Below are 25492 nucleotides of genomic sequence, written 5' to 3'. Positions count from 1 at the left end.
GCGGGAATCCTTTTCCCCATAACCTGCCTTCGCCCTTCCTTGTCGTGTTTGTCCCCGTATTATAGCACGCGCGCCGAACTCGCTTCTCCGAAATTTGTACGAATTTTCAGGTCAAGGTTTGCCTACCGGGCGCATAGACTGAACTACGGCACCAAAACAAGGGTTAGGTGACTGTCCCTCCACTACCAGGTGCATGAAGCAGCTCTTCCAGCGTCCGAGAAGGAGGTTAGTTCGATGGACAACATACTCAAGCGCATCTCGCAGTATCGAAGTGAAGAGGAGCAACTCGCTTGGTCCGGCACGTTCGCCGAGTACCTGAACCTCGTCCGCGCGAATCCGCATCTAGCGATGACCGCCCACGCCCGCGTGTACGAGATGATCAAGAGCGCAGGCGTGGAGACCGTAGACGGCCAAAATCGATATATGTTTTTCGAGAAAGAGATTTTCGGTCTCGAACGCGCGCTGGAAAAGCTGGTCGAAGAATATTTCCACTCGTCGGCCCGACGGCTGGATGTGCGCAAACGCATCCTGCTGCTTATGGGACCGGTGTCCGGCGGGAAATCGACGATCGTTACGCTGCTGAAGAAGGGCTTGGAGCAATTTTCGCGTACCGACCGGGGCGCGGTGTACGCGATCGAAGGCTGCCCGATGCACGAGGAGCCGCTGCACCTGATCCCGCATGGGCTTCGTCCGGAAATCGAGAAGGAGCTCGGGGTGAAAATCGAGGGCAATCTGTGCCCGTCGTGCCAGATGCGCCTCAAGACGGAATTCGGCGGCCGCATCGAGGAGATGCGCGTCGAGCGGGTGCTCATCTCCGAGGATAATCGGGTCGGCATCGGCACGTTCTCGCCCTCGGATCCGAAGTCGCAGGACATCGCGGACCTGACCGGCAGCATCGACTTCTCCACGATTACCGAATACGGCTCGGAGTCCGACCCGCGGGCGTACCGGTTCGACGGCGAGCTGAACAAGGCGAACCGCGGTCTTATGGAGTTCCAGGAGATGCTCAAGTGCGACGAGAAGTTCCTCTGGAACCTGCTGTCGCTCACGCAAGAGGGCAACTTCAAGGCGGGGCGATTCGCGCTCATCTCGGCCGACGAGCTGATCGTCGCCCATACGAACGAGACGGAGTATAAGGCTTTCATCGCGAATAAGAAAAACGAGGCGCTGCAATCGCGGATGATCGTCATGCCGATACCGTATAACCTGCGGGTGTCGGACGAGGAAAAAATTTACGCGAAGCTGATCGGCAGCTCCGACATGAATCACGTACATATCGCGCCTCACGCGCTCCGAGCGGCAGCAATGTTCTCGGTCATGACGCGGCTCAAGGAATCGAAGAAGCAAGGCATGGATCCGGTCAAGAAGATGCGCATGTACGACGGCGAATCGATCGAGGGATACAAAGCCGCGGACGTCAAGGAGATGCAAAACGAATTCCTCGACGAAGGCATGAGCGGCGTCGATCCGCGTTACGTCATCAACCGGATTTCGTCCGCGCTCATCCGCCACGACATGACGTGCATCAACGCGCTCGACGTGCTGCGGGCGATCAAGGAAGGCATGGATCAGCACCCGTCGATCACGAAGGAGGAGCGGGAGCGGAACCTGAATTTCATCTCGCTCGCGCGCAAGGAGTACGACGCGCTGGCGAAGAAGGAAGTACAGAAGGCGTTCGTTTATTCGTTCGAGGAGTCGGCGAAGACGTTGTTCGAAAATTATCTCGACAACGTAGAGGCGTATTGCAACTGGTCGAAAATCCGCGACCCGCTCACCGGCGAGGAGATGGATCCCGACGAGCGGCTCATGCGCTCGATCGAGGAGCAAATCGGCATCAGCGAGAACGCCAAGAAGGCGTTCCGCGAGGAGATCCTCATTCGCATGTCGTCGTACGCCCGCAAGGGGAAGACGTTCGAATACGGCACGCACGACCGGCTGCGCGAGGCGATCGAGAAGAAGCTGTTCGCGGACTTGAAGGATGTCGTAAAAATCACGACATCGACCAAGACGCCGGACGAGACGCAGCTGAAGAAAATGAACGAGGTCATCAAGCGCTTGATCGACGAACACGGCTATTGCCCCACCTGCGCGAACGAGCTGCTGCGCTACGTGGGCAGTCTGCTGAATCGGTAGACGACGCCGAACGGCGCCGCTCGTCGGGCGCCCGGACGGCCGCTTGTTCCGGCTTCACCATAACGACTTGCGCTTATGCCGCTCCTTCCGCGACGCTTCCGCGGCGGGGGCGGCTTGTCGTTCGTCCTCGCCGGCGGGCGCGCCGCCGGACTGCTTCATGAACGGGAGCGGCAGCGGCTCGAGCCCGGCGGTCGTCTGCCGCGCGCTCGGCCCCGTCGTCGAGACGGCTTTAAGCATCCGCAGCTCCGATTGCATCTCTTCGATCATATGCAGCAGCCGCAGCTGATTGCGCACGAGCGCGTGCAGCAGCTTGCGGTCGTCCCCGTCCCATTCGGCGGGCGCGACGCCGTCCGCGCGGGCCGAGCCTTCGTCGGACGGGCCGAGCAACGCTTGCAGCTCCGCTTCCGTCAATACGTCTCTCAACATCGACGTTCCCCCGTTTCGATTCCTGCGAATCGCGTCTTCCTATGTAATTCCAATGTTACCACAATTCAGATCAGCGAGAAATGACCGATTATTTTGAACGTCGGCGTATGATAGAATGGGTGTCGAATCGCTTCAAGAAATTGCTACGGAGGAACCCATGCGCCATTGGAAAACGATTCTCTCGCTCGCCCTGCCCTCGATCCTGTCGTTCGCCGCGATGACCGCCTCCGGCACGATCAACCTGATCCTGGTCGGTCAGATGGGCGCGCTCGTCATCGCGATCGTCGGGGTGAGCAATATAGTGATGTATAATGCTTGGGCGCTGTTTTCGGGGCTTGGGCATACAGTGAATTACTTGGTAGCGCAGAGCTTCGGCGCCGAGCGGATGGACCAGGGCGTGCGCCGCGCGTACGTCGCCTTGCTCGTGGCGGCGACGATGGGGGCCGCGGTGTTCTTCTTCGGCCTCTTCGCGTCCGGAGCGATCCTCAAGCTCATGGGCGGGGACGCCGCGTTCGTCGGAGAAGGAACGGTTTATTTGCAGCTGCGTTTCGCGGCGATGGCGTGTTCCATTCCGATCTTCGTGTTTCACGGCTTTCTGCGGGGCATCGGCGATACGCGCACGCCGTTGCTGCTTACGATCGTCGGCAACGGCGTCATGGTGCTGCTGACGTACGGACTCGCCTTCGGCCGCCTGGGCCTCCCGGAGCTGGGGCTCGCCGGCGCAGGCTGGGGGATGGTCGCCGGCGAAGCCGTCGGCTTGATCGGATGTCTCTATGTATATTACATTCGAATGCACGAGCGGTACGGCACGCGGCGGCGCGTGCGCCCGACGCTGGCCGAGACGAAGCTCATCGCGGCGGAGAGCGGCAAGCTGGGTCTTCAGGAGTTCGCCATGAGCGCGTCGATGCTCGTCTTTACCCGTTTCGTCATGGAGCTCGGGACGACGGCCGTCGCCGCGAACGAGGTCGCGTTGAACGTCATGTCGTTCGGCTTTATGCCGGCGTTCGCGTTCGGCGCGACGGCGACGATCCTCGTCGGGCAAGAGATCGGGCGGGGCGCGCCGGAGCTCGCCCGCAAGCTGGGCACCCATACGGCGCTGCTCGGCAGCGTGTTTTTGCTGGCGCTCGGCGCCGTCGAATTCGTCTTCGCGGAGTCGATCGCCCGGTGGTACACCGACGACCCGGAGGTGTACCGCCTGACGGCGCATCTGATTCAGGTCGCCGCCTTCCTGCAGCTGTTCGACGGATTTTACAACTTCTACGGCGGCGGTCTGCGCGGCATCGGCGACACGGCGTTTCTGCTGAAGTCGTCCTTGGTGCTGAACGGGTTTTTGTTTTTGCCCGTCGCGTACGTATCGGTCTTCGTGTTCGAGTGGGGCAGCTACGGCGCTTGGATTTCGCTATATGTATATATGACCGCGTTCGGACTGGCGTTGATGGCTCGCTACTATCGGACCGACTGGTCGCAGGTTCGACTGAAGGAGGAGGGACCGCCCCTGCCCCCGGAAAACGAGGTTGCAAGCCGCTAAACGGTGGTTTATAATCTTCTATCATACTGCATAATTATTCGTAGATCGGGGAGGGACCCAGATGTTTCTTAGACAGAGAAAAACTAGAATCTTAATGGTAGCGATGCTGCTTATCTTAGCCGTCCTTGCGGCCGCTTGCGGCCAAAACAACGCGCAAGACGGCACGCAAGGCGCGGGAGGCGAGGCGACGGCGCCCAATACGGAGACGCCCAAGGCCGAAGCGCCGGCGAACGCGCTCGACCGGATCAAGGCGTCCGGACAGCTGCGCCTCGGCACGAGCGCGGACTATCCGCCGTACGAGTTCCACAAGATCATCGACGGTAAGGATACGATCATCGGCTTCGACATCGAGATCGCGAAGGCGATCGCGGCCGACCTCGGCGTCGAGCTCGTCATCACGGACATGGGCTTCGACGGCCTGCTTACGGCGCTGCAGTCCGGCAACATCGACATGGTCGTCGCCGGCATGACGCCGACGGAAGAGCGCGCCGAAGCGGTGGACTTCTCCGATGTATATTATGTCGCGGTCCAGAAGGTGATCGTGCGCGCCGAGGATAAGGCGAAGTACACGACGATCGAGTCGCTCGCCGGCAAGAAGGTCGGCGCGCAGCTCGGCGCGATCCAAGAGGGCGTCGTCACCGATCAGATGCCGCAATCCGAGCTTCGCGCGCTGTCGAAGCTGCCGGACCTCATCCTAGACCTGAAATCGGGCAACGTCGAAGCGCTTGTCGTCGAAGAGCCGGTCGCCAAGGCGTATATCGCCGCGAATCCGGAGCTCGTCCTCGCCGACGTTCCGCTCGAGCAGGACGAGGCCGGCTCCGCGGTCGCGCTGCCGAAAGGCGAGACGGCGCTCGTCGAAGCCGTGAACGCGACGCTGAAGCGGCTTGCGGACGAAGGCAAGATCGATCAGTTCGTCACGGATGCGACGAACGCGATGGAAAATACGGCGGAATAAGGTGGAATGGAAGGGGACAGCGGGCGACCCGTTGTCTCCTTTTTCCGTGTGGAGAGGGGGATGAGCATGCCGGAGAAGAAAAGCACATGGGAATGGATCGTCGATATTTTCGCGCAGTATCATTCGTTTTATTTTGAAGGCCTGAAATTTACGCTGCTGCTTGCGGTTTCGGGAATCGTGCTCGGGGTGCTGCTCGGCGTGCTCGTCGCGCTCGCGCGGTTGTCCCGGTTCCGAGCGTCCCGTTGGGCGGCGATGGCATACATCGACTTTATCCGTTCGACGCCCGCGATCGTGCAGGTCGGCTTCTTTTATTACGGGGTGGCGACGCTGCTGCCGTTCAAAATTCCGGGCTGGTTCGGACTGCCTTCCGAGTTTTATTACGGCGCGATCGCCGTCGGCATCAATTCGTCGGCCTACGTGGCCGAAATTATGCGCGCCGGCATTCAGTCGGTCGACAAGGGGCAGATGGAGGCGGCCCGTTCGCTCGGGATGTCGCATGCGATGGCCATGCGGCACATCATCTTGCCGCAGGCGGTTAAGAACATTATCCCGGCGCTCGGCAACGAATTCGTCGTCGTCACGAAGGAGACCGCCGTCGTCTCCATTATTGGGGTCGGCGATCTCATGTATAAGGCGGGGATCATCCGCGGCATTACGTTCCGCGGCCTCGAGCCTTTCTTTATTGTAATGGTCTTCTATTTCGTCATCGTCTTTACGCTGTCGAAGCTGGTCGGGCTGCTCGAGAGGAGGATGCGGGCGAGTGATTAAGGTAACGGGATTGACGAAGAGCTTCGGCAAGACGCAAGTGCTCAAGGGCATCGACGCGACGATCAAGAAGGGCGAGGTCGTCGTCGTCATCGGTCCGAGCGGCTCGGGCAAGAGCACGTTCCTGCGATGCCTGAACCTGCTCGAGACGCCGACCTCCGGCGACATCGAGTTCGACGGCACGTCGCTGACCGCGAAGAAGTCGGATATCGACAAGCTGCGCCAGCGCATGGGCATGGTGTTTCAACAGTTCAACTTGTTCCCGCATCTTCGCGTCATCGATAATGTCACGCTGGCTCCGGTCAAGCTGAAGGGGATGGCGGAGGCGGAGGCGCGGTCGCTCGGGCTGAAGCTGCTCGCGCGGATCGGCCTCGAGGACAAAGCCGAAGCGTATCCGTCCCAGCTGTCCGGCGGACAAAAGCAGCGTATCGCCATCGCGCGGGCGCTCGCGATGCAGCCGGCGGTGCTGCTGTTCGACGAGCCGACGTCGGCGCTCGACCCGGAGATGGTCGGCGAGGTGCTCGACGTCATGCGCGAGCTGGCCCGGGAGGGGATGACGATGGTCGTCGTCACGCACGAGATGGGATTCGCTCGCGAGGTGGGCGACCGGGTGATCTTCATGGACGGCGGGCGCATCGTCGAGGAAGGCGAACCCGCGACGCTGTTCGGCATGCCGCAGCACCCGCGAACGAAGGAGTTTTTGGGGAAAGTATTAAAATAGAAAATGCAAACAGGCCGCAATAAGGAACAGCCCCCGATCGCATCGATCGGGGGTTGTTATGCTAATACGCCCAGGGGGCCGTCCCCCTGCGTCGCGATGTCGTCGGGTCGTTGACTGAGACGGAGCTGCCGCGGACGTCAGGCTTCCGTGCTTTGGATCGCGTGATCCCAGCTCGGAAAATAATACAGCGCATTGCGGATGAGCTGCGGGTGGCTCTGCTTGATTTGCTTCTTGTTCAGCGAGCTGCCGGACCGGCGAAGCCGCCGGATTTCTTCCAGCACATCCATTACGCTCATATCGGCGTCCATCCGTTCACCTGCCTTCCGAAACGGGAAACTAAAGGTACACGAGTAAGTATTCCCTATTTTCGAATAGAATAGTCAGAACATTTCGATAAGTAACAGACATCTGCGGGGGCAGGTATGGATTCCCGGCAGTACGGGATAATAACCGTAATTTACTGGAGGAACGCCGCCGCCCGCAAGCGGCCGCGTTCGCTGAGATTAAGGCTCTAGGTAGATGGTCCGGGAAGCGGCGTCCCAATGCACGTTTCCTCCGGCGAGGGACGCCATGGCGCGGAGCGGCACGTAAACGGATCCGTCCACCAGCCGCGAGGGCGCCGCGATCGATACGTTCGCGCCGTCCACTTCCGCCTCCGCTTCCCCGGGGCGGTGGACGATGCGGCGTTCGCCGATGTTCGCCGTCGCAAGGCCCGTCTCCGCGTCCCAAGCGACGTTCCCGCCAAGCAGCTCGAAGCCGCGGCGAAGGGGGACATACGTTACGCCTCGGTACGCGTAAACCGGAACGGGAGGTTCGACGGCGGCCCCGGCTACCGAGACCGAAGCGGCGAATGGCGCGAACACCTCGAAACCGTTCTTGGCGGCAAGCTCCTCGAACGAGGCGGCCGAAGAGGCGATCACGACCTTCGTCCCGATCGCGATGCGTTCGAACAGCCATTCGATATCGTCGTTGCGCATTCGGATGCAACCGGCGCTGACATGCTTGCCGATCGATGCCTCGTTGTTATTGCCGTGAATCGCGTAGGTCGTACCTTCGGTGTCGCCGACCCGCAGCCCGAGCCACCGCCGGCCGAGCGGATTCGCCGGATCGCCGCCGGGAATCTTCTCCTTGTAATAAGGACGGTCCTTGATCTTATTCACGATCGGGAACACGCCCTCGGGGGTAAGCTCCTCGGTTTTCCCGGTCGCCACCGGGAAGACGCGGATCCGTTCCCCGTCAACGAAATACGCCAGTTCGTTGGTTTTTTTATTGACGACGAGCAGCTCCTCGGCCTTCGCCGAAGGAAGCGTCTGCGCCTTCGCCGGCTGCGGGGCGGCGCCGAACGCCGCAAGCAAACCGGCGAGCAAACATGCGGCAAGCGTCCCGATCGCGGGGGCGCCTCCGATTCGCCTTTTCGAAAGAATGATGTACACCTCCAAATATTAACAGACATAATAGTAAACAATATAGCGGGATAAGCTTCAATATGACTTCAAGATGCGGGCGCTGTCGGATGAAGCGTCGGAGCGAAGGAGGGCGCGTGGATGGAGGAACGGCAGCAGAACTTGTTTCAAGCGCTGGTGTCGGCGCAGGAAGAGCTAACGAAAAGCGGAGTGGAGTATTGGAAAATGTATTCCGGTCCGGACACCTGGCAATTTTGGTTCATTGCGGCGATGTTGCTCGGTCCGTTGGCGGCGTTGTTTTTTTTGCTGGACCGCAAGCGAATTTTCCAAATCGCTTTCTTCGGTTTCGCGACACATGTTTTATTTGCCTACGCCGACGCGTACGGGATCCGCTACGGCTTGTGGGCATACCCGTATCAGCTGCTGCCGATCTTGCCGAGCGTCTCGCTCGACGCGGCGTTCATCCCGATCGCGATCATGCTCGTGTACCAATGGACGCTGAAGGCGAAGAAAAACTTTCTCCTGTACTCCTTCCTGACGGCGCTCGCGTTCGGCTTCGGCTTTAAACCCGGATTGGTCGCGCTGGGGCTGTTTATCAAGTACAAGTGGGTCAATTACCCGATCATCTTTCTGATTTATCTCGTCTTGTTTTGGCTGGCGTACGGGCTGACGCGGTGGTTCGAACGGTTACATGAGCGAGCCCGGGATTGAACGCGGCCGCCCGCCTCTGTCCGCCCCGGGCCCTCAGGCGGCACGCATACGAAAGGAGGCGTTCGCATGAACCATGCGAAGCGCGAAAGAAGCTTTCTTCAGGGACTTCTGTTCCTCTCCGCCGGCGCGCTTCCGTTCCTGATGCGCAAGCGTCCGCGAAGCGATTGGGCTTTTGCATACTTTTTTAACGCGTTGTCGAACGTTCTTCTGGACCGGTACCTAGTCAAGACGGGCAAGGTGTCTTATCCCGTGCGGCTGTTGCCGCGGCAGTTTTCAATACACATCTTATTCGATCTGGTACTCTATCCGACGGTTACGGTCATTTATAACCAGATGACCCGCAAGGACAAGCTCTCGGCGTGGTTTTACAAGGTGTTGCTCTTTTCCGTTCCGTTAACGATCGTGGAGGCTTGGGCGAATCGCCGAACGGGGTTGATTCGGTGGGGGGGAGGCTGGAGATGGTACCATACGCTGGGCAGCGTAACGCTGAAAAGTTTGGTGACGCGAACCGCGGTGGAGACGTATAGGCGATTGCGCCAAAGGCGGGGACTTGCGCGCTTAACCGGCGGCACCGGTTCGAATCAATAGAAGAAGGGCCCGGGAAGCCCGGGCCCTTCTCGGCGTTGCCGCCCTTACCGCATGCGCACAATCGATTTCAAAGGATTTTTCCGAGTATATGCCGCATACGCGATTGCGCCTCCTGCGACCGTACCGGCCGCGACCCACGACCACATAGCTGTCTTACTCATGGCGGAACCCTCCCGTTAATGGATTGATGCGCAGCTATATTATAGGCGACCGCGGAGTTTAATATACGCGATCGAAACTGAATAGGACCCGCAATATGTAAATACAAAAAACATCATAATATTTTATATTGACAGTACAAATAAAGAAAAATAGAATGTATATGTAGATACAAATTTAAGTTTAAGGGATCTTTTGAGCCCGTGGGAGGAGAAAATGAAAGCGGCTGTCGTCGAGTCTGTGGATCGGATCGTGGTAAAGCAGGTGAGGATTCCCGATACCCCCCCCGACATGGTGTTAGTGCAGGTAAAGTGTGCAGGACTTTGCGGTCCGACGGACGACGCCATCCTTCGGGGGTACCATCCGCGGGCGAAATTCCCTCTGATCTTGGGTCATGAGTTTTCCGGAGTGGTGGCCGAAACAGGGTCGTTGGTAACTACTGTGCGGCGAGGGGAGCCGGTCGTCGTCAATCCGCTTATTTCTTGCGGGGTATGCGTGCTGTGCAGAGAAGGGAATTCGTATATTTGCGAGAGGCTTGGGTTGATCGGAATCGACGCGGACGGGGGGTTTGCGGAATATTGCTTAGTGCCGGGGACGGCTCTCGTCAAGATTCCCTTGCAGCTTCCGCATCAGGTCGCCGCTCTGAGCGAACCGCTGGCCGTAGGCATTCATTCCGTTCGCGAAGCGGGTCTGACAGTAGGCCATCGAGCTCTCATATTCGGCGCGGGGCCGATCGGAATGCTTACGGCCGAGGCGTGTCGAATCGCGGGGGCCGCCGACATTACGCTCGTCGACATTAACGAGCGAAGGTTAGGGATGGCCCGGGCATTGGGATACGCAACGGCGCGCGATGCGTTGGCTTTACGAGATGACGTGAAATTCGATTTTGTATTTGAAACTACGGGGGCATCGGCAGTGTTGGAGCCGGCGCTTCATATGGTGAGAATCAAAGGAACGGTTGTCATCGTCGGAAAATACGATATTGATCCTCCTTTCGACTTACATACGGTATTATTCAAAGAAATCACGGTGAAAGGGGCAAGAGTGTACCGGGAAGGAGAATTTTTGACGGCGGTTCGCTTGCTTGCCTCGGATCCGCATCGCTTCGGTCGGTTGATTACAGATTGCTTCGCATTGGACGAGGCGGAACTCATGATCGGGGCGTTCCGGTCCAAAAGCAATGTAGGGAAACTTATGATTATTATGTAAGCGCAATCATTATGGAGTGGAGGAGTGATTTTACGTTGAAGCTGGAACATCTTTTTTTTGCTATGGCGGACCGCGGAATTACGGGCGAGTGTTTGTTCAGCTACTTGATAGGAGGGGACCGAAAGACAGGCATCGGAACAATGGATGGCGGGTGGAGCGTATCGGAGAAGCGTTCGAATGGGATTCGCGAGCTGGAATATGGGCTGGCTCCTAGCGAAGGATTGTACCTGACCGTCGAAGCGAAAATATACGAACGTTACCGAGCTGTCGAATGGACGATGCGCTTTCGCAACCGCGGGACGGAAAACTCCCCGATCCTGTCCGAAATTTTGCCCCTCGACCTCGGGTTCGACGCAGAGGAACATTCTACCCTCCGATGGAGCAGTATTAAGGGCGATATTTGCGGCGAAGAAAGTTTCTTGCCGGTCGAGAAGACGATTCAGCCCAATACGGTTCATCGCGTCGCCGCGCAAGGGGGGCGATCTTCTTGCGCGAACTTTCCATTCTTTACGCTCAGCCATGCGGAAGGGGGCGTGGTGTGCGCGATCGGATGGAGCGGGCAGTGGGCGGCGTCCGTGGAACGATCGGGCGGGAAAGTATATTTGAGAGCGGGGATGGAGCGAACGAGACTCTTTTTGAAGCCCGGCGAATCGATTCGTACCCCGCGCATGCTCGTCATGCCCTGGAATGGCAGTGAGGAGGATGCGCACAACGCATTCCGCAGGCTCATGATGGAGCACTTTAGCCCGGAGTGGTTGAAGCGGCCTGGCACCTATTTGCCGGCGACCTTGCAAAATTTCGACCGGTATGTCGGATCCGCCGAATGGCGCAGCGAGAGCGGTCAACTGAAAAGCATCGAGCTCGCGGCGAAATGCAAACATTTCGATACTTACTGGTTGGACGCCGCTTGGTTCCGCGGTTACTTTCCTAACGGCGTGGGGAACTATGACTATGCGGAAGGCTTTCCGAACGGATTGAAGCCCGTAGCCGACGAAGCGCACCGCCGCGGACTTGATTTCGTGTTATGGTTCGAGCCGGAGCGGGTTGTCGAAGGGACGCAGCTCTATGCGGAACATCGCGAGTGGTTGTTGGATGTTGCGGGCAGAACGAGAGAACTTAACCCCGAAAAGAGCGAGTATCTATTTTATATTCTAGACATCGGAAACCCGGATGCCCGCGAATGGGTGACGGAGCTGGTCTCCCGCTTTATTGAAGAAGTCGGGATCGACGTATATCGTCAGGATTTCAATATCGATCCGTTGCAATTTTGGAGAGAGCGCGACGAGCCGGATCGGGAGGGCTATACCGAAATCAAGTATATCGAAGGACTTTACGCATTCTGGGACGAGTTGCTTCGAAGGTTTCCGAATCTCTTAATCGATAATTGCGCATCCGGAGGCAGGCGGCTCGATATCGAAACCTGTTCCCGCTCCGTCCCGCTGTGGAGGAGCGATACCGGCTGTATCCCGACGCGGAAGGGGTGGGAATCCGATGTTTGGAACCACAACCAAGTGCTCGGGATCTCAAGGTATTTGCCTTACCACGCTACGGCGACGTGGTCTCCTCGAGCTTACGATTTTCGATCGGCTGCCACCATGGGCATTGCAGGGAATTTCGACGTGTTCTCCGACAATTTTGAATTCGAAGAGGCGGAAGCGGCATTGTCGGAATATAAACATTTCCGTTCCTACTGGAAGGGCGATTTCTATCCGTTGACCAACGCATCTGTCGAGGAGACGCAATGGACGGCTTATCAATTCGATGTTGGCGGCGGCGAACAGGGCGTTGCCTACTTTTTCCGACGAGCGGAAAGTCCGTACCCAGAGTTCGAGACGGGATTGAGGAAAATAAAGCCGGATTGCGTGTATTTTGTACGGATGATCGATGAAAACAGGGCGAGCCGCGAGACGCGCATGACCGGTGCCAATCTTGCCGATCATTTCAAAGTTACGATCCCGGGGAGACGCAACAGTTTGATCGTGGAATACAAGCTAGAGACTCTTCGTCGGGAAGCGGAGGTGTCGGAGTGAAGGTCGCCACGATAACGGGTCCGCATACCATTCGGATTTCGGAAGAGGACATCCCGGTTGTCGGTCCCCGCGATGTGCTTACCAGCGTTGTCTACGCAGGCATCTGCGGAACGGATCATTCAATCTTTAAAGGCGAATCCTCCTTCCTTCGAACCGGTCAAATTCAATATCCAGTCCGTCCCGGGCACGAGTGGTCCGGCATCGTCAAGCAAGTCGGCTCCGAGGTGAAAAATTTTATGCCCGGGGATCGTGTCGTAGGGGATACTAGCGTCTCCTGCGGGGATTGCCCGAACTGCATGTCCGGACGCTATAATCTGTGTCCGTTCTCGCGTTGCGTCGGCACCGTGAACACCTGGGACGGAGCCTATGCGGAGTACATGATTATGCCGGCGAGGCATATGTATCGTATTCCCGATGCGATGGCTTTGGATGAAGCCGCTCTCGTCGAACCGGCTGCGACGGCGCTTCACGCGGTTCGGCTTGGCGGGGTGTCGGCCGGAGACGTGGTAGTTGTGCACGGAACGGGCACGATCGGCTTCTTCGCCTTACAATTCGCCAAGGTATGCGGGGCGGCCAAAGTCATCTTGACGGGAATTCACGAAGGGAAATTGGGGCTAGGCCGCAAACTGGGCGCTGATGTAACGATCGACGCCGGAGTGCACAACGCGACGCAAGCGATTATGGAAGCGACGAACGGGAGGGGGGCCGATTGCGTGATTGAGGCATCGGGGGCGTTGTCCGCCTTATCCCAAACCGTTCACCACACGAAGCCCGGGGGGACGATCAGCGTCGTTGGAATGTATGAGCGGCCGTTGAACCAACTGGACATCGATCAGCTCGTCCTACGACAAATTACATTGAGGGGGGTCAATGGGTCCCCCGGCATGTTCGAGCCGGCTATGGAGTTGATGGCTTCGGGCCGGATCGACAGTCGCGCGCTTATCACGCACCGGTATAGGTTGGAGGCAGTGGAAGAAGCCATGTCGGCGATGCAAGGGCAAGAGGATGCGCGGGTCAAGATGCTGCTGCTTGTATCGGAAGCGATCGCGACAGCGGACGAAGAATGGAGGTGTGCGCGATGACGGTCGATAATGAGAGTTGTATCCCGGTCGTCAGCGCTTATAAGCCTGGTATGACGCCGGCGGAGTTGGAGAGGGCTGCGCTGCAATTCAGGAGGGATATTATCGAGTTGACGTGGCGATCGGGCACCCACTCCAGTCATGTCGGCGGGGAATTGTCCTTGGCTGAAGTGATGGCGGTTTTATATGGCAGTATTTTGAGGCTTGATCCCTTGAACCCCGACTGGGAGGGCCGCGATCGATTCATACTCTCGAAGGGCCATGCCTCCGCGGTACAGTACGCGGCAATGGCGTGGCGCGGGTTTTTTCATAGAGATCGCCTGTGGAACGAATTTAACCGACTGGGCGGGAAGCTTCAAGAGCATGCGAATATGGAGTTGCCGGGGATCGAAGCGCCGACGGGCTCGCTGGGGATGGGGTTGTCGAACGGTTGCGGGATGGCCTGGGCTGCCAAGCGGAAAGGCCATGGGGACGGTACGCAATCCAAGGTTTATGTCGTGCTTGGGGACGGGGAATGCACAGAAGGGCAAGTTTGGGAAGCCGCGATGTGCGCGTCGCAATTCCGATTGGATAATTTGGTCGCGATCGTCGATTACAATAAGTACATTATCTCGGGAAGCACGGCCGAGGTTTCGGATTTGGAGCCGTTCGCCGAGAAATGGGAAAGCTTCGGATGGCGAGTGACGGTTGTGCAGGACGGCCATCATATCCCTTCGTTACTTCAGGCGTTAGAGGCGGAGTCCGGCCCGGTTCCATCGTCCGGCAAACCGTCTGTGGTTATCGCGCATACGACGAAAGGGAAAGGGATTTCCTTCATGGAGAAAGACGCCGTGAAATGGCACGCGGGCCATCTTGACGAGCAGCTGTATCATCTTTGCCTGAAGGAGTTGGGGATATGAAGGAAGAGAAAATGTACGGCAGCTCCCTGAGAGGAATGCGTTCTGCATTCAAGGAAGCGCTGCTCGAATTGGGGGCTCGTAATGATAAAGTCGTCGTGTTGGACTGCGAAACCGGCACGGCTACGAACATACTTGCTTTCAAGTCGAGGTACCCGGATCGATTCGTCTCGCTCGGCGTAGCGGAACAGAATGCTATAAGCTTCGCGTTCGGCATATCGCGTTCCGGGTACGTTCCGATCGTGCCTCTATTCAGTGCCTTCATCGCGCGCCGCGCCTGCGATCAATTATTCGTTCAAGCGGGCTATCCGGAGGCCAATGTGAAGCTGATCGGATGTTACTCCGGACTGACGACTCCGAATACCGGCGCGACCCACCAGTCCATTAACGACTTGGCTATCATTCGTTCGATTCCGAATATTGTCGTTCTGGAGGCCTGCGATGAATTGGAGCTCAAGATGGCGCTGTTCGCGGCCGTCGAATATGAAGGTCCCGTATATCTCCGGATGGTTCGGGGCGATATCGCGCCGTACGATCTTGCTCCCGTCGTGCCGGACACGTATCGATTCCGAATCGGGAAAGCGATCAAGCTGAGGGAAGGTCGGGATATTACCTTAATCGGCTCCGGGATGATGGTGACCCGTTGTCTGGAAGCGGCGGAGCGGTTGAAGTCGATAGGGATATCCGCCGAGGTCGTGAATTGTTCCTCTATCAAGCCGCTCGACCGGGAGACCCTCGTCGCCTCCGTCCAGAAGACGGGCCTCGCTGTAACGGCGGAAAATCATACGGTCATCGGCGGAATGGGCAGCGCGATTGCGGAGTTATTCACGGAAGAGTGTCCGGTGCCTATGAAGAGAGTGGGGATTCTGGACCGGTTCGGGGAATCCGCCCCCCTCGAGGAGCTGTTCCCTCATTATGGACTGACGAGCGATGCCGTCATGGAAGCGGCTTTGGATTTGCTGGCAAGAAGGAAGCAATTGGCATAGAGCTATAAAGATAACCGGCAGGCATGCGGAGGGAATCCACGCCGCATGCTTGCCGGTTTCATTTCGGCCGGAAGGGGAATGGGAATGCCGAGAGTACATATTAAGGAATCGTTATACAAGAATATCCCGTCAGTAACGATCGGCAACGATAGGGTATCGTTCCAATTCTTGCCCCAATCGGGCGGAAAGCTTGCTTCGGCGGTCGACCTCCGCACGGGGCGGGAATTTATGCTCCAGAGGGAAGGGGAGGCGTACCGCGTTCAACCATACGGCGGCGTGTACGTTCTAGGGGAGTGCGGGGGGTTCGACGACATGTTCCCTACGATCGATGAATGTCGGTACGAAAGATTCCCGTGGCAAGGGACATTGCTTCCGGATCATGGAGAAGTGTGGGGGTTGCCGTGGAGCTCGCGCGTTTCCGGGAATGTTTTTGAGATGGAGGTATCCGGAATCCGATTGCCGTACCGATTGGCGAAGCGTGTGTTTTTCCTGGAGGATACGACATTGCGTATCGAATACCGGCTGACGAATCCCACGCCGTTCCCGATGGATTATTTGTGGGCGGCGCATGTGATGATTCCGGCGGAGGAAGGGGCGCATATCCAAGTGTCCGACGAGTACGGCACAGCGGTCACCGTGTTTTCGAAGAGCGGTAGAATCGGAGGTTATGGGACGGAGTTTGGTTGGAGGGCGATGCGGGAGCGAGGGGAGCGAATCGACCGTGTACGTCGCGAGGACACATGCGATTTCGAAAAGTATTACTTTAAAGAGAAAGCGCGCGGCGTAGGGTGGTGTTCGATCCGGTACCCTTCAGATCGGAGCGAGTTGCGGCTTTCCTACCCGGCCGAGTTCGTTCCGTACCTGGGCATTCTTGTCAACGAAGGGGGATGGAATCATCTCTATCACATCATATTCGAGCCCTGTTCGGCCACGATGGATCGGCTGGAGACGGCGGCGTTGCACGGTACGTTGAGTGTTGCGGCTCCCGGCTCCGAAAGAGTGTGGTATTTGGACTTGACAATAACTTGACACTACATTTCTTGTAAATATATAATGATATGTAATGTCAATGGGCTCCCGTGATGAAGGGTGAAGGGTTGATGCCGATGAAGACGAAAAGCATATTATATAAAAAAATAATCGACTACATTATGGAAGAAATCAGTTCCGGCCGGCTTGCTCCGCACCAGAAGATGCCAACCGAAATGGAATTGATGGAGCAGTTTCAAGTAAGCCGCGTAACGGTAATTAAAGCCCTGAGCGAACTCACGAACCGAGGAATCATCTATCGGGTACAAGGGAAAGGGAGCTTCGTCGACGATTTTCAAGAGGCAAGGAAGAGAGAGTTAAGGGTAATTTCGTTGATCGTGCCGTTCTATGCCCACGAATCCAACCGGTTCGACGAGAGCGAAATCATCCGCGGTATCGAGAAGTATTTGCGGGACACGCCGTACTTTTTGACAATTCACTTTACGGAGCAAAGCTCGGAGCTTGAGAATCAAACGATCCGCAAATGCCTGAACGAAAGAGTGGACGGCATCATTTTGTATCCAAGCGTCGACTCGGATAATATCGCGCTGCTTAGCGAACTCATGCTCGAGAAGTACCCGATCGTAATCCTGGATAATTTTCTGTTCGGATTGCCGCTCACATGCGTGCAGACGAATAATAAGAAGGGCGGTCAATTGGCGACCGCCCATTTGATCGAGAGGGGCTTCGATCCGATCTATTTCGTTAGCGATCATAAAATTCAACTGGTATCGACGAGAAACCGGTATTTCGGATATTGCACGGCCATTAAAGAAGCGAAGAGGAGCATTTTCGACGGAAGTTACATTGTCCTCGATAAATATGAAGGCCGCGCGAATGACAATATTCATATCACCTACGAGGAAAATAAAGACCTCTTCTATAACATTATTAATGACTTATGCCGGAAACACCCCGATGAGCGAATCGGCATCTTCGCCGCCCATGACGGGATCGCGTTGTCCTTCCTGCAGGCTGCTATCGATCTCGATATCCCGATACCTTCCCGGATTGGCATTATCGGGTTCGACGATATTGAAGACGGGGTGCGATCAGCCATACCGCTCTCCACCGTGAAGCAAAACTTCTTCGAAATCGGACGCACATCCGCGGAGACGGTCGTAAATTTGATAGAAGATAATGAATCCTCCGGTGCGGTCATTGACGTCGACGTCGAGCTGGTTCAAAGACAATCGACATAAACCCGGCTTCTTCCCTCCCCCGCAATGAGATGCGGGGGAGTTTTTTTTTGTGTATTGACAACACAAATTTAAGAAAATATAATGGAATTGTACATACAAATAATCAATAAAACGATTTGAAAGGGGTTACAAATGCATGGTTTTTCGAATGGAACATAAGGAGGCTGAGGAATGTCCCAATTTTATTTGAATATTCGTAAATACAAATACTTATACCTGTTAATGATCCCGGGCATCCTTTTTTACATTGTGTTTTGCTACATACCCATGTACGGAGTCATCATCGCCTTCCAGAACTATATTCCTGCCAAAGGCATTCTGCATAGCGAGTGGGTCGGATTGGCTCACTTTCGAAACTTGTTTTCGTCCGTGCTCTTTCTCCGCGTATTGGAAAACACGGTGCTTATTAGTCTCTACAAGCTGATTTGGGGATTTCCGATACCGATCCTGCTTGCATTGGCTCTGAATGAAGTAAGGCATCAAGCCTTCAAACGCATTATCCAGTCGGTCAGTTATCTGCCCAATTTCATCTCCTGGGTTATTATCAGCGGCATCGTCTACGTTGTCTTTAACGAGCATTTCGGCGCCATATCGTGGGTGGCAAGCTTGCTCGGGGCGGATTACGTAAATATCAGCCGGGACCCGGATTCCTTCCGAGAATTTCTAGTGATCACCTCAATTTGGAAGACGGCGGGTTGGAGCTCCATTATTTACCTGGCTGCATTGACGAATATCGACCCCGAGCTGTACGAAGCGGCGAGGATCGACGGCGCGGGTCGGATGAAACTGATTTATAAAATCTCGCTTCCTTGTATCGCGCCGATCATCGCCATCGTCCTAATCTTCTCCGTCGGTTCTATCTTAACGCAGGATTTTGAACAAATTTATATTCTTAGCGGGGAGAACCCTTCCTTATTAGCAGTCTCCGATACATTCGAATCGTACGTGTTTAGGGAAGGGATCAAGTCCAATAACTTTAGTTTTCCCGCGGCGGTTGGCATATTTCAATCCTTCTTCGGCATGTGGCTGATCTTAGCCGTTAACAAATTGTCTAAGAGGCTGGGCTACGAAGGCATTTGGTGATGGGGAGGTCGATTCCGATGAAGATCGCGATGTTGCACCCGGGCGTGCTTGCGCTATACGGGCTCCTATTAATGGTGGGCTTCTTGTGTACCGCCCCGTTCGTTTACATTTTATCGATTTCGGTCTCATCGGAGGAAGCGTTAGCCACGCACGGAGCGACGCTTCTGCCGTCAAGCTTTACATTGGATGCTTATCGGTTCTTATTTACCAACGGGGATCGTTTATTTCGCTCCTTCGGAGTTTCCATCTTCTTGGCGACGGTGGGAACTGCGCTCAACGTACTCGTTACGGCGATGTTAGCCTATCCGCTCTCGCGAAAATATTTGCCTTACCGCATAACCGTGATGAAAGGCATTTTCTTCACCATGCTGTTTAGCGGCGGATTGATCCCGACGTACTTGCTGGTTCTTTCCATAGGACTTTACGATAGCGTCTGGGCATTGATTATCCCCGGATTAATTAACTCATGGAATTTGATCCTGATGCGAAATTTCTTTATGACGATTCCCGACAGCTTAGAGGAGTCGGCTTTGATCGACGGAGCGAATGAACTTCAAGTATTTCTACGGATCATCTTGCCAACTTCGAAGACGATCATAGCGACGATCGCGTTGTTTTATGCCGTCGCGCATTGGAACTCCTGGTTCGGTGCCTTGATGTACATTTCCGACTTGAACAAATGGCCGGCTATGTTGTTCCTGCGTCAAATCCTCGCCAACCTAAACAACCCCGCCAACATCGTCATGACAAGCCCGATCGCGACGAAACCGCCGACGGAACCGCTTCGGATGGCGTGCGTCGTCGTCTTGACCGTCCCGATCTTGCTTTCGTATCCCTTTGCGCAAAAATACTTCGTGAAAGGCGTAATGCTCGGATCCATTAAGGGCTAATACCCCGTGTTCGATTTGCGCGCTGTGCTTCGAATCGCGCAATTGAATGATATATCAATTGTCAAGGGAGGAATAGAAATGAAACACGTAAGAAAGGCGGCCCTGCTCGTATCGTTCGCTGTCGTGTTCGGAGTCTTCTTCGCCGCATGTACGTCGCCGCCAGAGGAAAGCGCTTCCCCGGATGCGCCCGAACCGACTGGGAGCGAGTCGGGGGGAGAAGCGGGGTCGGAGGTTCTTACCTACGACTTCCACTTCGTGATGTCGGGTTACCAGGATCAATTCCAAGGGGGGAATGCGCCTAAGTATTACCGGGATGTGGCTGATGAAATTAACCGTCGGTTGGAGAAGGAGCGGGGAATCCGCTTGAACTTCGTACCGCTTGCCTACCCTCAGGAAGGACAGGAAGAAAAAATTAATTTGGAATTGGCAGCGGGAAAGCAAATCGATCTGATCCGAAGCAACAACGACGGCTTTAAAAATATATACAACAAATACGTAGACAAGAATGTCGTCATCGACCTTAAGCCCTTGCTGGAGAAATACGGCCAAAATATCTTGAAGGCTTACGGTCAGAACGCATGGGACGAATTGTCGAGGGACGGGAAAATTTACGCCATTCCCCAAGTCGACTTCCCGTACGGTTACGCCGCTTGGATTCGGAACGACTGGCTAAAGACCGCAAACCTTGGGGTTCCAAAGTCCTTATCGGAATTCGAACAGGTGCTCAAGACGTTCCGCGATTCCGATTTCGACGGGAACGGCAAAGCGGACACCATTCCCATGACCGGAAATATCAATTGGCTCGAAGGATGGTTCCTCGGTATCTTCACGGATCATCCGGGGGATTACGTCGACGGAGATACGGTCAAGTCGAAGTACGAGGATCCCGGGTACAAGGAATTTTTGTCCGTCATGCAAAGGTGGTACGCGGAAGGCTACATGGACGATTCGATATTCGACGCGGGCACGGTATTGAACGTCTCGACCGATCTGATCGGCAAAAACCGGCTCGGGATCGAAGTTTCCAACATATTCAGCTTGGAATGGGGACCGATGCGTACGATTTACGATACCCGCAAGGAAATCGAGATGAAATTCGTGTCTCCCTTGGACGACGTGAGAAGTTACCCCACGGTCGGCATCTCCAACCAATACGTATTTATACCGACGAATTCGAAAAATCCCGAAGCCGTTATTAAATATTTGGATTGGATTTATGAGAAGGAAGAAAATTTCGTTCTTACATATCCGGGCCTCGGGATTGAAGGTAAAACATTCGTCAAAGACGCGAGCAACGCCCCGGATCTTCCCCAAGCGGAAAAGGATGCAGGCGTGGAGCCCGGAACGCTGCTTAGCGGGCCTTATTCGAATGTCGCAATCTTTCAGTATTCTCAAGTGTACTTGCCCGCCGTTACGCCCAACGAAACGAGAACTGCATACGCGGTATCCTCTTCGATCGACGACGCGAAGTATTTCGTACCTGTCACGAAGAAGATCGGTTCGCCGCTCCCGGAACGTTTGGACTTGAAGCTGAAGGATTCGGAAACCGTCGCGAACGAGTACGTCCAAAAGGTTATTCAAGGCAAGGCGACTTACGATCAGATGATCGCGGCTTGGAAGGCGGCAGGCGGCGAAGAAGTATATGGAGAGTATACGCGGTTGTATCGCGAGATGAAGTAGTTCCAATCCGAATGCCCGGGGCGGAAGGGTCCCGGGCACCTGTCAAAAGCTAACTCATAGGAGGGAAAATGATGACCAGAGTTCGTCGCGCTTGTGCCCGAACGATCCTTGCGATTGCGCTTGCATTCCCCGCGATGCCGTTCCTTGCATCTTCCCCGGTCGCTGCGTTCGATGACGGCACCGCCTACAACGGGCCTCACATCGTGCCGGGCGTCGTCGAAGCCGAGGATTTCAATGACGGAGGCTTGTATGTCGGGTACGGAGCATACACGGCCGACGGATTTGACGGCAATCAGGGGAATTACAACGGTCGAGGAAATACGGGGATCGATCTGTTTGATGACGGAGCACAAATCTATATTCGCAGCGTCCCGAGGACGGATAATTCCGGAAATTTGTTGGAAGCGAGAGAATGGGCGAAGTACACTTTGCAAGTTCAGAACGACGGGTGGTACAAACTTAGCTACGTCGCGAAGAATGATTACGATCGTCCCGTCAACCTCGGCTTGATCACCGTAATCGACAATCGGCAGTATAGGGGGGTCGAAGTGCCTACGCAACCGGGGTTCGCGACGTTGGACGTCGATCAACCCATCTACTTGACGTCCGGAGAACACGTGCTGAAAGTCGTCTTTTCCGCCGGGTTTACGTGCTTAGATAAGATCGTCTTATCCCCGATTACGGATCCGAATTTTACGTTGCTGGACGATGTGGGCTTTCCGGGGCCGAGGATCGCGGACGCGCCATTGACGACCGACGAAGTCGTTGTGGCCGATGCGGTCGCGACCGACAGCCCTTTTCATGCGGACAATACCGGGTTGATCGATAGTACTTCCGCGATTCAAGCTGCGCTTGACGCTGTGGCGGACATGGGCGGAGGTACGGTATTTTTACCCGCGGGTATGTACCGAGTCGACGGGCAGCTTAAGGTTCATCAGAACACGACCTTGCGAGGAGACTGGGCAAGTCCCTTGAACGGAGGCAGCGGCCAAGGAACCATTCTTAAAGTATATTACGGTCATGGCGACGAGGACCTCGCGAAGGAAAAGGCCTTCATTCACGTTACGGAGCCGAACGTGAGCATTCGGAATATTAGCTTCTGGTACCCGAATCAAGGGGTTGGGGGGGACACCGTCCCATACCCGTACACCATTGCGACAACCAAGATTACGAGCTACTTCCCGAGTATCGTGAACGTAACGTTTTATAACAGTTACAAAGGAATTTATATGATCGGTTCGAGCGGATCCTACTTGGCGAATCTCTATATGACGGCGTTGAAAGACGGCATTAAGCTGGGAGCTGGTGCGGAAACGCCGTACTTCTACAACGTATTTATCGAAAACGGATTTTGGAAGAACGCGCCGGAGTCCGTCATCTCGAACGCTCCTACGTCAAACGCGGAACGGATCGCGTTGGACGCCTACACCCAAGAGCATTTGATGGGCATCCAGCTAGGACAGAGCGACGGGGAACAAATTTATAACGTAAGCGTCAAGGACGCCAATCGCGACATCGTCCTTGAGAAATTGCCCGAGGAGACGATGGATTTTTATGGCGTCATGTCCAAAATCGACGCTGAGATCGAGGCAGTCGAACTTCGGGACTTCGTCCATTATGTAAATACGGATACGATTCCGGAAACCGCCGGGATGAGCTATACGTTCGCCGCGCCGCGCAAGCCGGCGAACAGCGGGAACTTTTATAACGTGAAAGCGGCGCCGTATTCCGCGACAGGGGACGGTGTCGCCGACGATGCCGCTGCCATTCAGGATGCGCTCGACGATGCGGGGGCGGCGGGGGGAGGTACCGTATACTTGCCTCCTGGCGTTTACAAAGTATCCACGCATCTTTCCGTCCCTCAAGGAGTTGAACTGCGGGGTGCTTACGGTGTCTTACACGGCGCGGAAGGAATCGACGCGACCCTTGTTTTAGCTTTCGAAGGGAAGGGAGCGTCGAATCCGCAAACCGATACGGCGTTTATTACGTTGGCGGCCGATTCCGGGGTGCGGGGTTTTACGATCGCATACCCCGATCAAGGCTTCGGCGATACGATCAAGACGGTATCCCCCTATCCTTATACGATTCGCGGAGCCGGATCCGGCGTCTGGATAGCGGACATGAATCTACTAAATTCGTATTACGGCGTGGACTTAGCGACCCATCGGACGGATGGACATCTCGTGTCCGGCGTTTGGGGGACGGCGTTCAAGCTTGGGATGGACATCGGCGGCGAAGCCGTCGGCGGCGTAATCGAGCGGGCGTTCATTTCGTTCGCTATGGTATACCAATCCTACAAAGACAGCTCGCCGATGATTTACGGGCTCCAACCGTTAATCGATTACGTGAAGACGAACACGGTTGGATTCCGATATGGAGACTCTTCGGGGGAGCGATCGTATTCCAGTGTAGCCTTTTATGTGAACGTCGCCCATCATTTCGTCGACGACGGGAACGGAGGCCCGACGGACGCCGAGTTCTGGCACGCGGGCTCCGATTGGTCGCGCGATTACGGATATTTATTCGAGGGCGGCGACGACCTCCGATTCATCGGGCTCGTAGGCGGCTCTTCTTACGAAGGCGCGGGCACATGGCTCAGGACGACGAGCGGCTTCGGCGGAACCGTTGACGTGTACGGCAGGTTGAATTGGGCCATCCGCGAACCCGAATCGGTATCGGGGGGCACGGTGAACTTTTACGACGATCGCAGTCTTACTTACGGAAAACCGGCGATCGCGAGCGAATACCTGCACCCTTACGAGCTTCCTTCGCACGCGGTAGACGGCAGAGCCGATACGAAATGGACCGCCAATCCGATCCCCGCCAACCAATCCCGGTGGTTGCGCGTCGACCTACAGCAACCTATGGAGATTACGAGTTGGTCGTTGAAGAACGCAGGCATTCACGAACCGGAAGCATATAACACGCACACCTTTCAGCTCCAAACGAGCGACGACGGCGTGAATTTCTCTGTAGCCGACGGGATCGAGGGCAATACGGCGGACATCTTCAGCAGAGAGATCGGACCCGTTACCGCCCGGTATTTGAGGTTGGCTGTGTACGCCGGAACGAACCCTGCATCCGACGGGTACGTACGCATTCCGGAGTTGATGGCCTTCGGAAGAGCAGGCTGGCATTTCACGCAGGCTGCCGACGGCTGGTCCGCCGGATCGCAGCTCGTCGGTCTAGCAGCTTCGAACGGCAGGTTGGTCATGACGTCTACCGGAACCGACCCGATTCTGTTGTCACCCGACCAGTTGGGCATCAACCTGTTTAAACATAAGAAGGTTAAGATCCGCATGAAGAACGGCACGAGCTCGACGACGGGCCAGCTGTTTTTTGAAACCGACGCCGAACAGGGCTTTACGGAAGACAAGAGCGTGTTGGCTTCTATAACGGCTAACGATCCCCTCTGGACAGAGTATACGTTCGATTTCTCCGAACACGAGAAGTGGAACGGTACATTAAAGCGGCTTCGGTTCGATCCGTCTGCCTCGACCGGCGAAATCAGCATCGATGAGATCGTCTTCGTGTCGGGGGACGAGGGGTGGACCTTCGACGGCGGAGCGCAAGGGTGGGCAGCGGGTTCGCAGATTGTAAATTTGACTGCGTCCGGCGGCTATCTTGATTTCGCTTCGACCGGCTCCGATCCGTTTCTCGTTTCGCCCGACGGCTTAAATATTCCGGCAGGAGACTACAGGAAAGTCAAAATTCGGTGGAAAAATTCGACTTCCTCGACGACCGGTCAGCTGTTCTTCAGCACGACGTCCGATCCGACCTTCACGGAGGCCAAGAGCGCTGCCATTTCGATTCAGGCTAACGATACCGGGTACACGGAATATACGTTCGACTTCACCGGAAATCCCGACTGGACGGGAACGTTGAAGCAGTTTCGGTTCGATCCCGCGACGGATACCGGCACAATAAGCGTCGACTCCATCGTGTTGACGCATTGACGCTCGCAAGGGTGGCGAGGCGACTCGGGTCGCCTCGTCATCCAAAAATAAGGATTTACTATC

21 protein-coding genes and 1 pseudogene are annotated in these 25492 nt (G+C 55.8%); 19 read left to right on the top strand and 3 right to left on the bottom strand.

Annotation, left to right across the window (positions count from 1 at the left end; all coding sequences use genetic code 11):
- Window positions 1-234: 234 nt before the first annotated feature.
- Window positions 235-2133, top strand: coding sequence for a PrkA family serine protein kinase (locus VEZ38_RS16625; RefSeq protein ID WP_324895406.1), 1899 nt, complete (start codon window positions 235-237; stop codon window positions 2131-2133).
- Between the two features lie 54 nt (window positions 2134-2187).
- Here the strand turns inward: VEZ38_RS16625 and VEZ38_RS16620 are convergent, their stop codons facing one another.
- Window positions 2188-2559, bottom strand: coding sequence for a hypothetical protein (locus tag VEZ38_RS16620; RefSeq protein WP_324895404.1), 372 nt, complete (start codon window positions 2557-2559; stop codon window positions 2188-2190).
- A 157-nt stretch (window positions 2560-2716) separates the two neighbouring features.
- Between VEZ38_RS16620 and VEZ38_RS16615 the strand changes: the two genes are divergently transcribed.
- The 4 genes from VEZ38_RS16615 to VEZ38_RS16600 all read left to right on the top strand — a co-directional run bounded on the left by VEZ38_RS16615 (window position 2717) and on the right by VEZ38_RS16600 (window position 6528).
- Window positions 2717-4087 carry an MATE family efflux transporter gene (locus tag VEZ38_RS16615; protein ID WP_324895402.1) on the top strand — a complete coding sequence of 457 codons (1371 nt, stop codon included), beginning with the start codon at window positions 2717-2719 and terminating at the stop codon, window positions 4085-4087.
- A 61-nt stretch (window positions 4088-4148) separates the two neighbouring features.
- Window positions 4149-5042: an ABC transporter substrate-binding protein gene (locus tag VEZ38_RS16610; protein ID WP_324895400.1), complete on the top strand. Its 894-nt coding sequence runs from the start codon at window positions 4149-4151 to the stop codon at window positions 5040-5042.
- 66 nt (window positions 5043-5108) lie between these two features.
- Entirely contained in the window at window positions 5109-5810 is a 702-nt protein-coding gene (locus VEZ38_RS16605; protein ID WP_324895398.1) for an amino acid ABC transporter permease, read from the top strand.
- On the top strand, window positions 5803-6528 hold the full coding sequence (locus VEZ38_RS16600) for an amino acid ABC transporter ATP-binding protein (protein ID WP_324895396.1): 726 nt from the start codon (window positions 5803-5805) through the stop codon (window positions 6526-6528). The genes VEZ38_RS16605 and VEZ38_RS16600 overlap by 8 nt, the downstream gene beginning before the upstream one ends.
- A gap of 137 nt (window positions 6529-6665) precedes the next feature.
- Here VEZ38_RS16600 and VEZ38_RS16595 read toward each other — a convergent pair whose 3' ends face one another.
- A complete protein-coding gene (locus tag VEZ38_RS16595) occupies window positions 6666-6824 on the bottom strand; it encodes a hypothetical protein (RefSeq protein ID WP_324895394.1) in 159 nt (52 codons plus the stop codon).
- Between the two features lie 207 nt (window positions 6825-7031).
- Entirely contained in the window at window positions 7032-7895 is an 864-nt protein-coding gene (locus VEZ38_RS16590) for a L,D-transpeptidase family protein (protein WP_324895392.1), read from the bottom strand.
- 177 nt (window positions 7896-8072) lie between these two features.
- Here VEZ38_RS16590 and VEZ38_RS16585 point away from each other — a divergent pair, with 177 nt between their 5' ends.
- From VEZ38_RS16585 to VEZ38_RS16525, 14 genes and pseudogenes are all read left to right on the top strand, one after another.
- Entirely contained in the window at window positions 8073-8642 is a 570-nt protein-coding gene (locus tag VEZ38_RS16585) for a CBO0543 family protein (RefSeq protein ID WP_324895390.1), read from the top strand.
- 66 nt (window positions 8643-8708) lie between these two features.
- Complete coding sequence (locus tag VEZ38_RS16580) at window positions 8709-9230, top strand: CBO0543 family protein (protein WP_324895388.1); 522 nt, start codon at window positions 8709-8711, stop codon at window positions 9228-9230.
- Between the two features lie 375 nt (window positions 9231-9605).
- Window positions 9606-9992, top strand: a pseudogene (locus VEZ38_RS20655) (alcohol dehydrogenase catalytic domain-containing protein); the annotation flags it as partial.
- Between the two features lie 135 nt (window positions 9993-10127).
- Window positions 10128-10598 carry a zinc-binding dehydrogenase gene (locus tag VEZ38_RS16575; RefSeq protein ID WP_324895386.1) on the top strand — a complete coding sequence of 157 codons (471 nt, stop codon included), beginning with the start codon at window positions 10128-10130 and terminating at the stop codon, window positions 10596-10598.
- Window positions 10599-10738: 140 nt separating this feature from the next.
- Complete coding sequence (locus VEZ38_RS16570; protein WP_324895384.1) at window positions 10739-12628, top strand: glycoside hydrolase family 36 protein; 1890 nt, start codon at window positions 10739-10741, stop codon at window positions 12626-12628.
- Window positions 12625-13710, top strand: a complete 1086-nt coding sequence (locus VEZ38_RS16565; protein ID WP_324895382.1) for a zinc-dependent alcohol dehydrogenase — start codon at window positions 12625-12627, stop codon at window positions 13708-13710. The genes VEZ38_RS16570 and VEZ38_RS16565 overlap by 4 nt, the downstream gene beginning before the upstream one ends.
- Window positions 13707-14606, top strand: coding sequence for a transketolase (locus VEZ38_RS16560; protein ID WP_324895380.1), 900 nt, complete (start codon window positions 13707-13709; stop codon window positions 14604-14606). Before VEZ38_RS16565 ends, VEZ38_RS16560 begins: the two co-directional genes overlap by 4 nt.
- A complete protein-coding gene (locus VEZ38_RS16555; RefSeq protein ID WP_324895378.1) occupies window positions 14603-15589 on the top strand; it encodes a transketolase family protein in 987 nt (328 codons plus the stop codon). Before VEZ38_RS16560 ends, VEZ38_RS16555 begins: the two co-directional genes overlap by 4 nt.
- A gap of 435 nt (window positions 15590-16024) precedes the next feature.
- The gene (locus VEZ38_RS16550; protein ID WP_324895376.1) at window positions 16025-16618 is read left to right on the top strand and encodes a hypothetical protein; all 594 of its coding nucleotides are present in this window, start codon (window positions 16025-16027) and stop codon (window positions 16616-16618) included.
- Window positions 16619-16671: 53 nt separating this feature from the next.
- Complete coding sequence (locus tag VEZ38_RS16545) at window positions 16672-17820, top strand: GntR family transcriptional regulator (protein WP_324895375.1); 1149 nt, start codon at window positions 16672-16674, stop codon at window positions 17818-17820.
- 171 nt (window positions 17821-17991) lie between these two features.
- Window positions 17992-18903, top strand: a complete 912-nt coding sequence (locus tag VEZ38_RS16540) for an ABC transporter permease (protein WP_324895373.1) — start codon at window positions 17992-17994, stop codon at window positions 18901-18903.
- Window positions 18904-18920: 17 nt separating this feature from the next.
- Window positions 18921-19793: a carbohydrate ABC transporter permease gene (locus VEZ38_RS16535; protein ID WP_324895371.1), complete on the top strand. Its 873-nt coding sequence runs from the start codon at window positions 18921-18923 to the stop codon at window positions 19791-19793.
- Window positions 19794-19871: 78 nt separating this feature from the next.
- Window positions 19872-21473: an extracellular solute-binding protein gene (locus VEZ38_RS16530; RefSeq protein ID WP_324895369.1), complete on the top strand. Its 1602-nt coding sequence runs from the start codon at window positions 19872-19874 to the stop codon at window positions 21471-21473.
- 71 nt (window positions 21474-21544) lie between these two features.
- Window positions 21545-25429, top strand: a complete 3885-nt coding sequence (locus VEZ38_RS16525; protein ID WP_324895367.1) for a glycosyl hydrolase family 28-related protein — start codon at window positions 21545-21547, stop codon at window positions 25427-25429.
- Window positions 25430-25492 lie beyond the last annotated feature (63 nt).

Origin of the sequence: Paenibacillus sp., assembly GCF_035645235.1 — a bacterium.
Classification (GTDB): Bacteria; Bacillota; Bacilli; order Paenibacillales; family YIM-B00363; genus Paenibacillus_AE.
Note: the sequence above shows the minus strand (reverse complement) of the source record. Positions and strands in the feature narration are given on the sequence as shown.

Coding starts and splice junctions, on each gene's coding strand:
- VEZ38_RS16535 (WP_324895371.1), top strand. CDS start 18,921: ATGAAGATCGCGATGTTGCACCCGGGCGTGCTTGCGCTATACGGGCTC.
- VEZ38_RS16625 (WP_324895406.1), top strand. CDS start 235: ATGGACAACATACTCAAGCGCATCTCGCAGTATCGAAGTGAAGAGGAG.
- VEZ38_RS16530 (WP_324895369.1), top strand. CDS start 19,872: ATGAAACACGTAAGAAAGGCGGCCCTGCTCGTATCGTTCGCTGTCGTG.
- VEZ38_RS16550 (WP_324895376.1), top strand. CDS start 16,025: ATGGAGGTATCCGGAATCCGATTGCCGTACCGATTGGCGAAGCGTGTG.
- VEZ38_RS16540 (WP_324895373.1), top strand. CDS start 17,992: ATGTCCCAATTTTATTTGAATATTCGTAAATACAAATACTTATACCTG.
- VEZ38_RS16580 (WP_324895388.1), top strand. CDS start 8,709: ATGAACCATGCGAAGCGCGAAAGAAGCTTTCTTCAGGGACTTCTGTTC.
- VEZ38_RS16620 (WP_324895404.1), bottom strand. CDS start 2,559: ATGTTGAGAGACGTATTGACGGAAGCGGAGCTGCAAGCGTTGCTCGGC.
- VEZ38_RS16525 (WP_324895367.1), top strand. CDS start 21,545: ATGACCAGAGTTCGTCGCGCTTGTGCCCGAACGATCCTTGCGATTGCG.
- VEZ38_RS16585 (WP_324895390.1), top strand. CDS start 8,073: ATGGAGGAACGGCAGCAGAACTTGTTTCAAGCGCTGGTGTCGGCGCAG.
- VEZ38_RS16595 (WP_324895394.1), bottom strand. CDS start 6,824: ATGAGCGTAATGGATGTGCTGGAAGAAATCCGGCGGCTTCGCCGGTCC.
- VEZ38_RS16570 (WP_324895384.1), top strand. CDS start 10,739: ATGGATGGCGGGTGGAGCGTATCGGAGAAGCGTTCGAATGGGATTCGC.
- VEZ38_RS16605 (WP_324895398.1), top strand. CDS start 5,109: ATGCCGGAGAAGAAAAGCACATGGGAATGGATCGTCGATATTTTCGCG.
- VEZ38_RS16615 (WP_324895402.1), top strand. CDS start 2,717: ATGCGCCATTGGAAAACGATTCTCTCGCTCGCCCTGCCCTCGATCCTG.
- VEZ38_RS16560 (WP_324895380.1), top strand. CDS start 13,707: ATGACGGTCGATAATGAGAGTTGTATCCCGGTCGTCAGCGCTTATAAG.
- VEZ38_RS16575 (WP_324895386.1), top strand. CDS start 10,128: ATGCTTACGGCCGAGGCGTGTCGAATCGCGGGGGCCGCCGACATTACG.
- VEZ38_RS16610 (WP_324895400.1), top strand. CDS start 4,149: ATGTTTCTTAGACAGAGAAAAACTAGAATCTTAATGGTAGCGATGCTG.
- VEZ38_RS16555 (WP_324895378.1), top strand. CDS start 14,603: ATGAAGGAAGAGAAAATGTACGGCAGCTCCCTGAGAGGAATGCGTTCT.
- VEZ38_RS16545 (WP_324895375.1), top strand. CDS start 16,672: ATGAAGGGTGAAGGGTTGATGCCGATGAAGACGAAAAGCATATTATAT.